We start from the raw sequence: 13,854 nt of genomic DNA on the forward strand, positions 1-13,854 counted from the left end.
CCATTGATCAAATGCGGAATAACGCTCATGGAAGCTCCTGAAAAGTTGTCCACAGGCGCCCGTTCCCGGACGCCCGTTGTTTATAGGTATATAGAAGGAGAAATCAGTCGATCTTGCCCAGCACTTCGCCGACCGCGTCGAACAGGCGGTCCAGGTCCTGCGGCTTGCTGTTGAAGGTTGGGCCGAACTGCAGGGTGTCGCCGCCGAAGCGTACGTAGAACCCGGCTTTCCACAGCGCCATGCCGGCTTCGAACGGACGCACGATCGCATCGCCGTCACGTGGTGCGATCTGGATCGCACCGGCCAGGCCGAAGTTGCGGATGTCGATAATGTTCTTGGTGCCTTTGAGGCCGTGCAGCGCATTTTCGAAATGCGGTGCGACTTCGGCCACGCTCTGTACCAGGTTTTCCTTTTGCAGCAGATCGAGTGCTGCCAGGCCAGCGGCGCAAGCCACCGGGTGGGCCGAATAGGTGTAGCCATGGGGGAACTCAACCGCGTATTCAGGCGTCGGCTGATTCATGAAGGTCTGGTAGATCTCGGAGCTGGCAATCACCGCGCCCATCGGGATCGCGCCGTTGGTAACTTGCTTGGCAATGCACATCAGGTCCGGGGTCACGCCGAAGGTGGTGGCGCCGAACATGGTGCCGGTACGGCCGAAACCGGTGATCACTTCGTCGAACACCAGCAGGATGTTGTGCTGGTCGCAGATTTCCCGCAGACGCTTGAGGTAACCCTGGGGCGGAACCAGCACGCCAGCGGAACCGGCCAATGGCTCGACGAATACCGCCGCGATGTTCGACGCATCGTGCAGTTCGATCAGCTTGAGCAGTTCGTCAGCCAGGGCGATGCCACCCTGCTCCGGCATGCCACGGGAGTAGGCGTTGCTTGCCAGCAGAGTGTGCGGCAGGTGGTCGACGTCCATCATCGCCTGACCGAACAGTTTGCGGTTGCCGTTCACGCCGCCGAGGCTGGTGCCGGCGATGTTCACACCGTGGTAGCCACGGGCACGGCCGATCATTTTGGTCTTGGTCGACTGGCCCTTCAGGCGCCAGTAGGCACGGACCATCTTCACCGCGGTGTCAGCGCACTCGGAGCCCGAGTCGGTGAAGAACACGTGGTTCAGGTTGCCCGGGGTCAGGTCGGTGATTTTCTCGGCCAGCTGGAACGACAGTGGATGACCGTACTGGAAGCCTGGCGAGTAATCGAGCGTGCCCAGTTGCTTGGCGACCGCTTCCTGGATTTCCTTGCGGGTGTGGCCGGCGCCACAGGTCCACAGACCCGACAGCGAGTCATACACCTTGCGGCCCTTGTCGTCGATCAACCAGCTACCTTCGGCGCCAACGATCAGGCGCGGGTCGCGCTGGAAGTTACGGTTGGCGGTGTAAGGCATCCAGTGAGCATCGAGCTTGAGCTGGCTGGCCAGCGAAGTCGGGGCGTTTTCAGGCAAGTTCATGGGCAAAACCTCGCAAGGCAATAAGCGGCGTAAGGATTGAAAACCGTTGTTGCAGCTAAATTGCCACGGGGATAAAGTCGGTGAAATGCAACTCTTCTAATGTTCAGTCAGCCAACCACTAAACTTTTGAGTAACCCGCATGAGCACTCGCCGTCCCGATCCGCTGGCCCAGGTCAGCGACTTTGATATTCGCCTGCTGAGGATCTTTCGCAGCGTGGTGGAATGCGGCGGCTTCTCCGCGGCGGAAACCGTGCTGGGCATTGGTCGCTCGGCGATCAGCCAGCAGATGAGCGATCTGGAGCAACGCCTCGGCCTGCGCCTGTGCCAACGTGGACGCGCCGGTTTTTCCCTGACCGAAGAAGGTCGCGAGGTCTATCAATCGGCGTTGCAACTGTTAAGTGCGCTGGAAAGCTTCCGCACCGAGGTCAACGGCCTGCACCAGCACTTGCGCGGCGAATTGATCATTGGCCTGACGGACAACCTGGTCACCCTGCCCCACATGCGCATCACCCATGCCCTCGCGCAGTTGAAAGAGCGCGGCCCGGACGTGCAGATCCAGATCCGCATGATCGCGCCCAATGAAGTCGAACAAGGCGTACTCGACGGTCGCCTGCACGTCGGCGTAGTGCCGCAGGCCAGCGCGCTTTCCGGACTGGAATATCAACCGCTGTATAGCGAGCGATCGCTGTTGTACTGCGCGGTCGGCCATCCGCTGTTTTATGTCGACGACAAACAACTGGACGACGAGCGCCTGAACAGTCAGGACGCCATCGCGCCTACCTTTCGTTTGCCAGCGGAGATCCAGGCCCACTACCAGGCGCTCAATTGCACGGCCAGCGCCTCGGACCGCGAGGGCATGGCCTTCCTGATCCTGACCGGACGCTATATCGGTTATCTGCCGGATCACTATGCGAGTCTTTGGGTACAGCAGGGCCGGTTGCGAGCGTTGAAAGCCAAAACGCGCTTCTATGACCTGAGCCTGGCGTCGGTCACACGCAAGGGGCGTCGCCCGCATCTGGTGCTGGAGAGTTTTCTCGAGAGCCTGGCCGCGACACGCTGAAAAACTGTGGGAGCGGGCTTGCTCGCGAAGAGGCCGTGTCAGTCGATATCTGCATAGCTGACACACCGTCTTCGCGAGCAAGCCCGCTCCCACAGTGGATTGTGGTGTAGGGTTTTATTGTGTGAGGACTTGTCTGAAGTCGGTGGGTACGCTATCAACGCACTGGCCGTCCCACCTACCTGTTCGGAAGTGCTTATGACCTTTGAAGTCCCAGCCCACGGCGGAAAACCCGTCAGCCGCATTCGTCAGAAGAACGAAGAGACCATCATCAAAGCTGCCGAAGACGAGTTCGCCCGTCACGGGTACAAAGGCACGAGCATGAACACCATCGCCCAGAATGCCGGGCTGCCCAAGGCAAACCTGCATTACTACTTCACCAACAAACTCGGTTTGTACGTGGCGGTGCTGAGCAACATCATCGAGTTGTGGGACAGCACCTTCAACACCCTCACGGCCGAGGATGATCCGACCGAGGCCTTGACCCGTTACATCCGCGCGAAAATGGAGTTCTCCCGCCGCCAGCCGCAAGCCTCGCGGATTTTCGCCATGGAAGTCATCAGCGGCGGTGAATGCCTGACCGAGTATTTCAACCAGGATTATCGCGCCTGGTTCCAGGGTCGCGCGGGCGTGTTCCAGGCCTGGATCGACGCCGGTAAAATGGACCCGGTCGACCCGGTGCACCTGATCTTCCTGTTGTGGGGCAGCACCCAGCATTACGCCGACTTCGCCACGCAGATCTGCCGCGTCACCGGGCGCACCAAGTTGACCAAGCAAGACATGGAAGACGCCGGGGACAACCTGATCCGCATCATCCTCAAGGGCTGCGGCCTGCAACCTGCCATTTAAATACATATGCCTTTTACCCTCAGCGGTTTTTGCGAATACCGCGAAGAGATTCGCAAAAGCCGCTTCATCACCTTCGCCGCGCCAATCTCCAGCCCGGCCGAGGCCCAGGCGTTCATTGAACAGCACAGTGACTTGAATGCCTCGCACAACTGCTGGGCGTGGAAGCTCGGCGATCAATATCGCAGCACCGATGATGGCGAGCCCGGCGGCACGGCAGGTCGGCCGATTCTGGCGGCGATAGAGGCACAGGATTGTGATCAGGTCGCGGTGCTGGTGATTCGCTGGTACGGCGGCATCCAACTGGGCACCGGTGGTCTCGCCCGGGCCTATGGCGGCGGTGCGAACAAATGCCTGCAAGCGGCGCCAAAGGTTGAGTTGATCAGCCGGGTGCCGTTGCGTTGCGCTTGCGGGTTTGCCGAGCTGGCGTTGGTCAAGCTGCGGGTGGCGGAGGCAGGTGGACTGGTTGTGGATGAAACCTTCACCGCCAATGGTGTCGAGTTGCAGTTGGCGGTAGGCGACGCGCAGATCGATACCTTGCAGTCACAGCTGGCCGATTTGAGTCGTGGACGTATTCTTTTGCAGCGCTGAAAACAAGAGCAAAAGATCGCAGCCTTCGGTAGCTCAACATGGGATCGTGCTGCGATCTTTTGGGGCACGCCGCTTTTCCACTTATTCCATATTTGCCCACATCTGCTGTGCACCCGGCTGTGGATAACCTGAGCACATACCGCTGTAACCCTTCTGTCATGCGGCTTTGCGGACTTTGCTCAATTTTCGTCCAATCTGCCATCAAGCGGATCAAATTCAAGTAAAAACAAACAGTTACAACGATTTATCACCTTTAGAAGAAAGCCACCCAGTGCTTATGCCCATGCCTTGAGCTTGCGCACAAATACTGTGGAGCAATCTGTGGATAACCCGTTCATGGCCGTCTCGGTACCCTGCACGGTATGGCTTGTGGTCGATTGATCATTTTTTGAGCAAAACCCCACGAGCAAAATCGGGGCTTGATTTGCACCATTGCCCCCATGTGGTGCCGGGGTCTGCGCGGCTCATTTGAAAGCTGCGGACTCAACGCCTCGGCTCACAGGACCTGGATATTTTCCTGACCTGATGGCCAGAAAATTGCTTTATCCACAGGCACAAGTCCAACAGCACTGAGCCTGTCATGCCCAATCACGCTCCAATCGCGGATCCGGTTCCACGCCTGCAACTACGCAGAATCAGCAAACGCTACCCCGGTTGCCTGGCCAACGATGCCATCGACCTGACCATTGTCCCTGGCGAGATCCATGCCCTGCTTGGCGAAAACGGCGCGGGCAAAAGCACGCTGATGAAAATCATCTATGGCGTCACCCAGGCCGATTCGGGCGAGGTGATCTGGCAAGGTCAGCGGGTAACCCTGCGCAACCCGGCCCAGGCCCGGAGTTTGGGCATCGGCATGGTGTTCCAGCACTTCTCGCTGTTCGAAACCTTGAGCGTGGCGCAGAACATTGCCCTGGCCATGGGCGCGGCGGCAGGCTCACCCAGACAACTTGAGCCGAAGATTCGCGAGGTGTCCCGACGCTATGGCATGGCGCTGGAACCGGAGCGACTTGTCCACAGCCTGTCGATTGGAGAACGGCAACGGGTGGAAATCATTCGCTGCCTGATGCAGGACATCCGCCTGTTGATTCTCGATGAACCGACTTCGGTGCTGACGCCGCAAGAGGCCGACGACTTGTTCGTCACCCTGCGCCGGCTCGCCGCCGAGGGCTGCAGCATTTTGTTCATCAGCCACAAGCTCGGGGAAGTCCGCGCGTTGTGCCAGAGCGCGACAGTACTGCGCGGCGGACGCGTGACCGGCCATTGCGTGCCAACCGACTGTACGGATCAGCAACTGGCGCGCCTGATGGTCGGTGAGGCGGCGGATCTGATCGCAAACTATCCGAAGGTGACCGGGGGTGATGCGTTCCTTGAGGTACGTGGATTGTCCTGGCACAACCCGGACCCGTTCGGGTGCTCGCTCACGGACATCAATCTTGAAGTGCGCAGCGGCGAAATCGTCGGCATCGCCGGTGTCGCAGGCAATGGTCAAGACGAGCTGCTGGCCCTGCTCAGCGGTGAACAACGCCTCAATCGCAACGAAGGCGCAACCCTGCGCTTTGGCCAGGAACCGGTTGCCCATTTGTACCCCGACGCACGTCGCCGACTGGGCCTGAGCTTTGTCCCTGCCGAACGCCTGGGCCATGGTGCGGTGCCAGAGTTGAGCCTGGCAGACAACGCGCTGTTGACGGCGTTCCAGCAAGGACTGGTGAACAAGGGTCTGATCCGGCGCAGCAGCGTCGAAGCGCTGGCCGAGGAAATCATCCGCCGTTTCGGGGTCAAGACACCCGATAGCCAGACCCCGGCCCGCAGTCTGTCCGGCGGCAACCTGCAGAAATTCATCCTCGGCCGGGAAATCCTCCAGCAACCCAAACTACTGGTCGCCGCGCACCCGACCTGGGGTGTGGACGTCGGCGCGGCCGCCACCATTCATCGCGCCTTGATTGCCTTGCGCGATGCCGGCGCGGCGATCCTGGTGATTTCCGAAGACCTCGACGAACTGTTCCAGATCAGCGACCGCCTCGGCGCCTTGTGCGGCGGTCGACTGTCGGCGCTCCACGCCACTGTCGATACGCACCTGAGCGATGTCGGCGGCTGGATGGCCGGTCAATTCGCTGCCCCCCAATCACGCGCATCCGCCTCGCGCTAACGGAGTGTCACATGCTGCTTACTCTTGAACCCCGCGGCCAGCAATCGCGGCTGATGCTGTGGTGCTCGCCGTTGCTGGCGGCTGCGCTGACCCTGGGCTGTGGATCATTGTTGTTCATCGCGCTCGGGCATGACCCGCTGTTGACCTTGCACAGGCTGCTGATCGCGCCGGTCAGCGACCTGTATGGCGTCTCTGAATTGTTGGTCAAAGCCCTGCCGATCCTGCTGTGCGCATTGGGCCTGGCCGTCGCCTACCAGGCGCGCATCTGGAACATCGGTGCCGAAGGTCAACTGCTGCTCGGTGCATTGGCCGGCAGTGCGCTGGCAGTCAATATCATCGATATGCAAAGCCACTGGGCGCTGGTGGCAATCCTGCTCACCGGCACCCTGGCCGGTGCCGCCTGGGCCGGCCTGACGGCGTGGTTGCGCACGCGCTTCAACGCCAATGAAATCCTGACCAGCATCATGCTCAACTACATCGCGCTGAACCTGTTGCTGTTCTGCGTTCACGGTCCGTTGAAGGACCCCGCCGGGTTCAATTTCCCCGAGTCAGCGATGTTCGGGGATGCCAGCCGCTTGCCGCTCTTGATGGAGGATGGACGGGTTCATGCCGGGGTGTATTTCGCCCTGCTCGCCTTGGTGGCGGTGTGGGTGCTGTTGCAGAAAAGCTTCGTCGGTTTCCAGATCAGGGTGCTCGGGCTGGACAAGCGGGCCGCCGGTTTCGTCGGCTTTCGCGAGAAGCGTTTGATCTGGTTCGCTCTGTTGATCAGCGGCGGTCTGGCGGGGCTTGCCGGTGTGTGCGAAGTCACCGGGCCGATCGGCCAGTTGGTGCCACAGGTCTCGCCGGGCTACGGCTATGCAGCGATCACCGTGGCGTTTCTCGGTCGCCTGAATCCGCTCGGCATCCTGTTTTCCAGCCTGTTGATGGCGCTGCTGTACATCGGCGGCGAAAGCGCACAAATGAGCCTGAACCTGCCGCAAGCGATCACCCAATTGTTCCAGGGCATGATGCTGTTTTTCCTGCTGGCCAGTGATGTGCTGATTCTCTACCGGCCGCGCCTGAACCTGCGCTGGACCCGCCGTGCCCAAGCCACCGCCGTACACGCAGGAGCGTTGTGATGGATATCGATCTGCTGAGCAATATTTTCTACGCCATGGTCCGCTGCGGTACGCCGTTGCTGTTGGTGGCGCTGGGGGAACTGATCTGCGAGAAAAGCGGCGTCCTCAACCTGGGCCAGGAAGGCATGATGCTGTTTGGTGCGGTGATCGGTTTTATCGTCGCGTTCAACACCGGGCACCTGTGGCTCGGTGTATTGCTGGCGATATTCGCCGGGATGCTGCTGTCATCGCTGTTTGCGCTGGTGGCGCTGGTGTTCAATGCCAATCAGGTGGCCACCGGCCTGGCCCTGACGATTTTCGGTGTGGGCCTGTCGACCTTTGTCGGTGCGGCCTGGGTCGGCAAGCCGCTGGCGGGTTTCGAACCCTTGGCGATTCCCTATCTGAGCGAGATCCCGCTGATCGGGCGGATGCTGTTTGCCCAGGACCTGTTGGTGTATCTGTCGTTCGTACTGTTTGCGCTGGTGGCCTGGGTCATTCTGAAAAGCCGTGTCGGGCTGATCATTCAAGCCGTCGGGGAAAATCCCGCTGCCGCCAGTGCCATGGGCTTGCCGGTGTTGTCAGTGCGTACGTTGGCGGTGTTATTCGGCGGTGCAATGGCTGGGTTGGCCGGGGCCTATCTGTCCCTGGCGTACACGCCGATGTGGGCGGAGAACATGAGCGCCGGGCGCGGCTGGATTGCCCTGGCGCTGGTGGTGTTCGCCAGTTGGCGGGTGTGGCGTTTGCTGCTCGGCGCGTACCTGTTCGGGCTCGCCAGCATCCTGCACCTGATGGCGCAGGGATTGGGGCTGGCGATTCCGTCGAGCCTGCTGGCGATGCTGCCGTATGTCGCGACCATTGTGGTACTGGTGCTGTTGTCACGGGATGCGCTGCGGACACGGTTGTATGCGCCGGTGTCGTTGGGGCAGCCGTGGCAGGCTGGGCATTAGTGACTGTTTGGGTGGGCCTCTTCGCGGGCAAGCCCGCTCCCACAGGGGGTTGGTGTGAACTCGGTCAAATGTGGGAGCGGGCTTGCCCGCGAAGGGGCCCGAACAGGCAACACCTGAGCCACGCCCCACGCCAATTCAAACACCAGAAAAACCACCAGAATCGAACTCGCACCCAGGATCAGGGCATAAGCCTGCCAGGCCGAGAACAGGAATCTGGCCACGGCGTCATACCGCCCGAAAACCTGCTGCGGATCACGAATCCGCAGCACCGACCATACGCAGACGATCGAGCCCAACAGATTTGCCATCAACATGTGCACCGGCTCGAACGGTGGCAACTCACCAGGCAAACTCAATGCCTGGCACAGCGCAGTCAAAACCCCATGCAACGCCGCAAAACTCCACGGCGTGACAAACGCCATCGTTACCAACAAGTCATACCAGGCACTGCCTTGCACCAACCGGCGATATTGCGTTGTAGTCCACATCGTCATTGCTCCATCAATTCAGGGAGCAACAAGGCTAAAGCCTGGAGTATGCTCCAAGGTCAAGCCCCTTCGAGACGTCATGATGCGCATCGGTGAATTAGCCCGGGCCAGCGCCGTCACGCAACGGCTGCAAGACAAACTCAAACTGATCGAAGCCCGCATGGCCGAACTCGGCGCGCTGCGCGAAGAGTTGCAACAACGGCTCGGGCAACAGTGTCCATTGAATCCACGACCCTGAATTTTCAAGGAAGCCACTCATGTCCAAGGCAAAAACCGCACTCATTATCGGCGCCTCCCGGGGGCTTGGCCTCGGGCTGGTGAAAACCCTGCTGGCCGATGGCTGGCAAGTCACCGCCACCGTGCGCGATCCGCAAAAAGCCGAGGCCTTGCAGGCCCTGGGCAAGGTGCGGATCGAACAGCTCGACATGGACGATCAGCCCGCGGTGTCCGCCCTGAGTCAACAACTCAAGGGCGAGGTGTTTGACCTGTTGTTCGTCAATGCCGGGGTCAAGGGGCCGGATGTCCAGACACCCAACGGTGGCGCGACGATGGCCGACGTCGGTCAGTTGTTTTTCACCAACGCCGTGGCGCCGATCAACCTGGCCCAGCGTTTTGTCGAACAACTGCGCCCGGACAGCGGCGTGCTGGCGTTCATGAGCTCCGTGCTGGGCAGCGTGACCATGCCCGATGCGCCGGAGCTGGCGCTGTACAAGGCCAGCAAGGCGGCACTGAATTCCATGACCAACAGCTTCGTCACTCAGTTGGGCGATACAGCGCTCACTGTGCTGTCGCTGCACCCGGGCTGGGTGAAGACCGACATGGGCGGTGAAGGCGCGGACATCGATGTCGAAACCAGCACCCGTGGCCTGGTGGATCAGGTGAATGCGTATGTCGGCAAGGGCGGACATCACTTCATAAATTACCGGGGCGAGACCATTCCCTGGTAACCCCCTCACCTACTGTAGGAGCTGGCTTGCCAGCGATGGCAACAGCACATCCAGCGACGATGTGACTGACAGGCCGCTATCGCTGGCAAGCCAGCTCCTACGAGTTTGTGGTGTCCTGTCGGGCCGGGCTTGCCCATAACGGCATTTTGATCGAAACTGCCCACCTCGCCTCCCCGGCGAACCTGGATCAGCAGACAGGGCAACACTGAGCTGGCAACCCTGAACCCAACTTTCAGAGGAGCCGGCCAACATGCCTGCGACCCGTACCTGGTTAAAAAATCCCCTCGCCATTTTCACCTCCAACGGTCTCGATGCCCGTGGCGGCCTGGTGCTGCAAGACGGTTTGATCGTCGAAGTGCTCGGCGCAGGCCAGCAACCCTCCGCGCCGTGCAATGAAGTGTTCGATGCCCGCGAGCATGTGATCCTGCCGGGCCTGATCAACACCCATCACCACTTCTATCAAACCCTGACCCGCGCCTGGGCGCCGGTGGTCAATCAGCCGCTGTTCCCGTGGCTGAAAACCCTGTACCCGGTCTGGGCACGCCTGACCCCGGAAAAACTCGCCCTCGCCACCAAGGTCGCACTGGCCGAATTGCTGCTGTCCGGCTGCACCACCGCCGCTGACCATCACTATCTGTTCCCGCAAGGTCTGGAAAATGCCATCGACGTGCAAGTCGAGAGCGTTCGCGAACTGGGCATGCGCGCCATGCTCACCCGTGGCTCCATGAGCCTCGGTGAAAAGGACGGTGGCCTGCCGCCGCAACAGACCGTGCAGGAAGGCGAAGTGATCCTCGCCGACAGCCAGCGGCTGATCGCCGAATACCACGAGCGCGGTGACGGCGCGCAAATCCAGATCGCCCTGGCACCGTGCTCGCCGTTCTCGGTGACCCCGGAAATCATGTCGGCCAGCGCCGACCTGGCGAACCAACTCGACGTGCGCCTGCACACCCACCTGGCAGAAACCCTCGACGAAGAAGATTTCTGCCTGCAACGCTTCGGCCTGCGCACCGTGGATTATCTGGACAGCGTCGGCTGGCTCGGCCCGCGCACCTGGCTGGCCCATGGCATCCATTTCAACCCGGACGAGATCGCCCGCCTCGGTGCCGCCGGGACCGGTATCTGCCATTGCCCGAGTTCGAACATGCGCCTGGCCTCGGGCATCTGCCCGAGCATCGAATTGACTGACGCCGGCGCCCTGCTGGGCCTGGGCGTGGACGGTTCGGCCTCCAACGATGCCTCGAACATGATGCTCGAAGCGCGCCAGGCCCTGTACATCCAGCGCCTGCGCTACGGCGCCGAGAAGATCACCCCGGAACGCGTGCTCGGCTGGGCGACCAAAGGCTCGGCCAGTCTGTTGGGCCGTACCGATATCGGGGAACTGGCGGTAGGCAAGCAGGCCGACCTGGCGCTGTTCAAGCTGGATGAACTGCGCTTCTCCGGTAGCCATGATCCGGTCTCGGCCCTGCTGCTGTGCGGCGCCGATCGCGCGGACCGGGTGATGGTCGGTGGCAAGTGGCGGGTGATTGACGGGCAGGTCGAGGGGCTGGATCTGAAGGGCTTGATTGCCGATCACAGCCAGGCGGCGCGACAGTTGATCAGCGGCGCCTGATCGGACGCCATCGCCGGCAAGCCGGCTCCTACAGGTTTGCAGTCGACGCATAATCTGTAGGAGCCGGCTTGCCGGCGATGCTTTTTACAGGCCCAACAAAGACAACATGATAAACGTCGCAAACAACACGAAATGCGTCATGCCTTCGATGGCGTTGGTTTCGCCGTCGTTGAGATTGATCGCGCTGACGATCAGGGTGAGAAACACCATCACGGTCTGCACCGGGGTCATGGCCATCTGGAATGGCTGGCCGGTATAAAGCGCCATCGCCTCCATCACCGGCACCGTCAGGATCACCGTCGACAGTGACGCGCCCATGGCGATGTTGACCACCGACTGCATGCGGTTGGCCAGTGCCGCGCGTAATGCGGTCAAGATCTCCGGCGCCGCAGAGATCGCCGCCACCAGGATCGCCGTAATCACCGGCGGCGCCCCCGTTCCTTCCAGCCCCAGATCGAGGGTCCTGGACATCACTTCGGCCAGTGCGCCAATTACCACCACCCCGAACACCAAGGTGCCGATACTCAGCACCAGATTGACCGGCTGCGGTTCCGCGCCGGGCTCCTTCCGGCGACGCTTGTCCGGGTAGCTGTAGCTGAAAAAATAACTGTGCGGCCCGACCTGCATGCGCAGGAACAAGGCGTAGAGCACCACCATGGTGCCGATGGTAAAGGCCGAATAGAGCTTCCATCGCGCTTCTGGAATGAACTCCGGCACCACCATCGAGACCCCCATGGCGGTGAGAATCATTACGCTATAACTGCGCGCCGAATCGTCGTTATAGGACTGTTCGCCATGCTTGAGCCCGCCCATCAACGCCGCGAGGCCAAGGATGCCATTGATGTCGAGCATCACCGCCGAGTAGATCGTATCGCGCACCAGCGTGGCCGAGGCTTCGTTGCTCATCATGATCGCCAGGATCACCACTTCCACCAGCACGGCGGCCAGGGTCAGGATCATCGTGCCGTAGGGATCACCGACCTTCTCCGCCAGCAACTCGGCCTGATGGGCAACGCGCATGGAGGCGGCGACGATGAAGGCGATCAGCACCAGCCCGCTGATCAATGCGATGACCTGGCCGCTGTGCAGCATCCAGTGCTCCAGCGGATAGGCCACGCACGCGGCGATCAACGCCAACAGCAGGAAACCTTCTTGCTTGAGGGTGGTGAGCATGGCGAGCCTTTTTGCCGAGTGGTGCCGATGAGCTACTGACTGCGGGGTGGCGTTAACGTTTCGTTTTACCTTAGCGCACCATGGGCAGGCAGGAAGGTGCATGGGCGCACCGGAGTGTGTCATCGCTGGCAAGCCAGCTCCTACAGGGGGAACGGTGATCCGGCTTTTGTAGGAGCTGGCTTGCCAGCGATAGCGCACTCCCAACCGCCGCAAAACCTTCAGCCTTTAATTTTGTTGTCTTGTTGGTCAGTCATTTGCATTGCCCCTGCCAACCACAGAACAACATGGAGCTCCAATTCATGCACAACCGTCCGTTGAAGAAGCTGCTTTGCGCCGTTACCGCCGCCATCGGCCTGAGCGCCAGCCTGAGTGCCAGCGCCAACGACCCGCTGAAAGTCGGCTTCGTTTACATCGGCCCGATCGGCGACCACGGCTGGACGTATCAGCATGAACAGGGACGCAAGGAGCTCGCGGAAAAATTCGGCCCGCAGATCACCACCCACTACGTGGAGAACGTCGCCGAAGGGGCCGACGCCGAGCGAGTGATCCGCAACATGGCCAAGGACAAATACGACCTGATCTTCACCACCTCCTTCGGCTACATGAACCCGACCGTGAAAGTCGCCAAGCAGTTTCCCCAGGTGACCTTCGAACACGCCACCGGCTACAAGCAGGACAAGAACCTCGGCACCTACCTGGCGCGCACCTATGAAGGCCGCTACGTCGGCGGCTTCCTCGCGGCGAAGATGACCAAAACCAGGAAGATCGGCTATGTCGCCTCGTTCCCGATCCCGGAAGTGATCCGCGACATCAACGCCATCCAGCTGGCCCTGAACAAGTACAACCCCGGTACCGAAATCAAGGTGGTGTGGGTCAACTCCTGGTTCGATCCGGGCAAGGAAGCGGATGCCGCCAACGCACTGATCGACCAGGGCGTGGACGTGGTGTTCCAGCACACCGACAGCCCGGCGCCAATCCAGGCCGCCGAACGTCGCGGCGTGTATGCGGTGGGCTACGCTTCGGACATGGCGCACTTCGGGCCGAAGGCGGTGCTGACCTCCATCGTCAACGACTGGGGTCCGCACTACATTCAGGCAGCCCAAAGCCTGATCGACCATGACTGGAAGTCCCAGGACTACTGGGGCGGCTTGAAAGAAGGCACGGTTGAGCTGCCGATCAGCGACCTGGTGCCGGCAGCGGTGAAAAGTGAAGCTGAACAGCTCATCGCCAATATCAAGAGCGGTACGCTGCAGCCGTTCACCGGGCCGATCAAGGATCAGACCGGCGTCGAAAAAATCCCGGCGGGCGTGAGCGCGACCACGGCGGAACTGGCGTCGATGAACTACTACGTGGAAGGCATGAAGGCCGAAATACCGAAGTAACCCACACCCCCTGTAGGAGCTGGCTTGCCAGCGATGGCGTAATGTCATTCAACAATGATTTTGGATTGGATGGCCCCATCGCTGGCAAGCCAGCTCCTACAAAAGCTCATTCCATATC

At 60.8% G+C, this 13,854-nt stretch carries 14 protein-coding genes (1 of these 14 running past the window's edge); 10 read left to right on the plus strand and 4 right to left on the minus strand.

The genetic code is table 11. The annotated features are described in order from the left end of the window. Positions 1-29 carry the beginning of a CoA-acylating methylmalonate-semialdehyde dehydrogenase gene (locus AB7M25_RS26775; protein WP_008021905.1) on the minus strand. Its footprint begins 1,465 nt before the window's first position, so 29 of the gene's 1,494 nt are visible here — the first part of the coding sequence; its start codon is at positions 27-29; the stop codon falls past the left edge of the window. Positions 30-103: 74 nt separating this feature from the next. Then, complete coding sequence (locus tag AB7M25_RS26780) at positions 104-1,453, minus strand: aspartate aminotransferase family protein (protein ID WP_429561315.1); 1,350 nt, start codon at positions 1,451-1,453, stop codon at positions 104-106. Between the two features lie 139 nt (positions 1,454-1,592). Between AB7M25_RS26780 and AB7M25_RS26785 the strand changes: the two genes are divergently transcribed. The 6 genes from AB7M25_RS26785 to AB7M25_RS26810 all read left to right on the plus strand — a co-directional run bounded on the left by AB7M25_RS26785 (position 1,593) and on the right by AB7M25_RS26810 (position 8,137). Next, positions 1,593-2,513 carry a LysR family transcriptional regulator gene (locus AB7M25_RS26785; protein WP_007971880.1) on the plus strand — a complete coding sequence of 307 codons (921 nt, stop codon included), beginning with the start codon at positions 1,593-1,595 and terminating at the stop codon, positions 2,511-2,513. A 195-nt stretch (positions 2,514-2,708) separates the two neighbouring features. Beyond that, a complete protein-coding gene (locus AB7M25_RS26790; RefSeq protein ID WP_116582402.1) occupies positions 2,709-3,359 on the plus strand; it encodes a TetR/AcrR family transcriptional regulator in 651 nt (216 codons plus the stop codon). Between the two features lie 6 nt (positions 3,360-3,365). Further along, complete coding sequence (locus tag AB7M25_RS26795) at positions 3,366-3,947, plus strand: IMPACT family protein (protein WP_007971878.1); 582 nt, start codon at positions 3,366-3,368, stop codon at positions 3,945-3,947. A 580-nt stretch (positions 3,948-4,527) separates the two neighbouring features. Further along, positions 4,528-6,093: an ABC transporter ATP-binding protein gene (locus AB7M25_RS26800; RefSeq protein ID WP_454238203.1), complete on the plus strand. Its 1,566-nt coding sequence runs from the start codon at positions 4,528-4,530 to the stop codon at positions 6,091-6,093. Between the two features lie 11 nt (positions 6,094-6,104). Continuing rightward, entirely contained in the window at positions 6,105-7,211 is a 1,107-nt protein-coding gene (locus AB7M25_RS26805) for an ABC transporter permease (RefSeq protein WP_454238204.1), read from the plus strand. Further along, positions 7,211-8,137, plus strand: a complete 927-nt coding sequence (locus AB7M25_RS26810; RefSeq protein WP_454238205.1) for an ABC transporter permease — start codon at positions 7,211-7,213, stop codon at positions 8,135-8,137. The genes AB7M25_RS26805 and AB7M25_RS26810 overlap by 1 nt, the downstream gene beginning before the upstream one ends. On the opposite strand, the gene AB7M25_RS26815 is transcribed toward AB7M25_RS26810, so the two are convergent. Beyond that, positions 8,134-8,625 carry a hypothetical protein gene (locus AB7M25_RS26815; RefSeq protein WP_429389833.1) on the minus strand — a complete coding sequence of 164 codons (492 nt, stop codon included), beginning with the start codon at positions 8,623-8,625 and terminating at the stop codon, positions 8,134-8,136. The genes AB7M25_RS26810 and AB7M25_RS26815 overlap by 4 nt on opposite strands. Before the next feature lie 79 nt (positions 8,626-8,704). Here AB7M25_RS26815 and AB7M25_RS26820 point away from each other — a divergent pair, with 79 nt between their 5' ends. From AB7M25_RS26820 to AB7M25_RS26830, 3 genes are all read left to right on the plus strand, one after another. After that, positions 8,705-8,863: a hypothetical protein gene (locus tag AB7M25_RS26820; protein ID WP_429389853.1), complete on the plus strand. Its 159-nt coding sequence runs from the start codon at positions 8,705-8,707 to the stop codon at positions 8,861-8,863. A gap of 19 nt (positions 8,864-8,882) precedes the next feature. After that, complete coding sequence (locus AB7M25_RS26825) at positions 8,883-9,572, plus strand: SDR family oxidoreductase (protein WP_429389835.1); 690 nt, start codon at positions 8,883-8,885, stop codon at positions 9,570-9,572. A 250-nt stretch (positions 9,573-9,822) separates the two neighbouring features. Further along, positions 9,823-11,181 (plus strand): 8-oxoguanine deaminase, encoded by a 1,359-nt coding sequence (locus tag AB7M25_RS26830; RefSeq protein ID WP_429389837.1) that lies wholly within the window; start codon positions 9,823-9,825, stop codon positions 11,179-11,181. An 84-nt stretch (positions 11,182-11,265) separates the two neighbouring features. On the opposite strand, the gene AB7M25_RS26835 is transcribed toward AB7M25_RS26830, so the two are convergent. Then, positions 11,266-12,354 (minus strand): calcium:proton antiporter, encoded by a 1,089-nt coding sequence (locus AB7M25_RS26835; RefSeq protein ID WP_428609437.1) that lies wholly within the window; start codon positions 12,352-12,354, stop codon positions 11,266-11,268. A gap of 299 nt (positions 12,355-12,653) precedes the next feature. Between AB7M25_RS26835 and AB7M25_RS26840 the strand changes: the two genes are divergently transcribed. After that, entirely contained in the window at positions 12,654-13,736 is a 1,083-nt protein-coding gene (locus AB7M25_RS26840) for a BMP family ABC transporter substrate-binding protein (RefSeq protein WP_429389839.1), read from the plus strand. Positions 13,737-13,854: the final 118 nt, after the last annotated feature.

Source organism: Pseudomonas sp. AP3_22 TE3818, assembly GCF_053628995.1.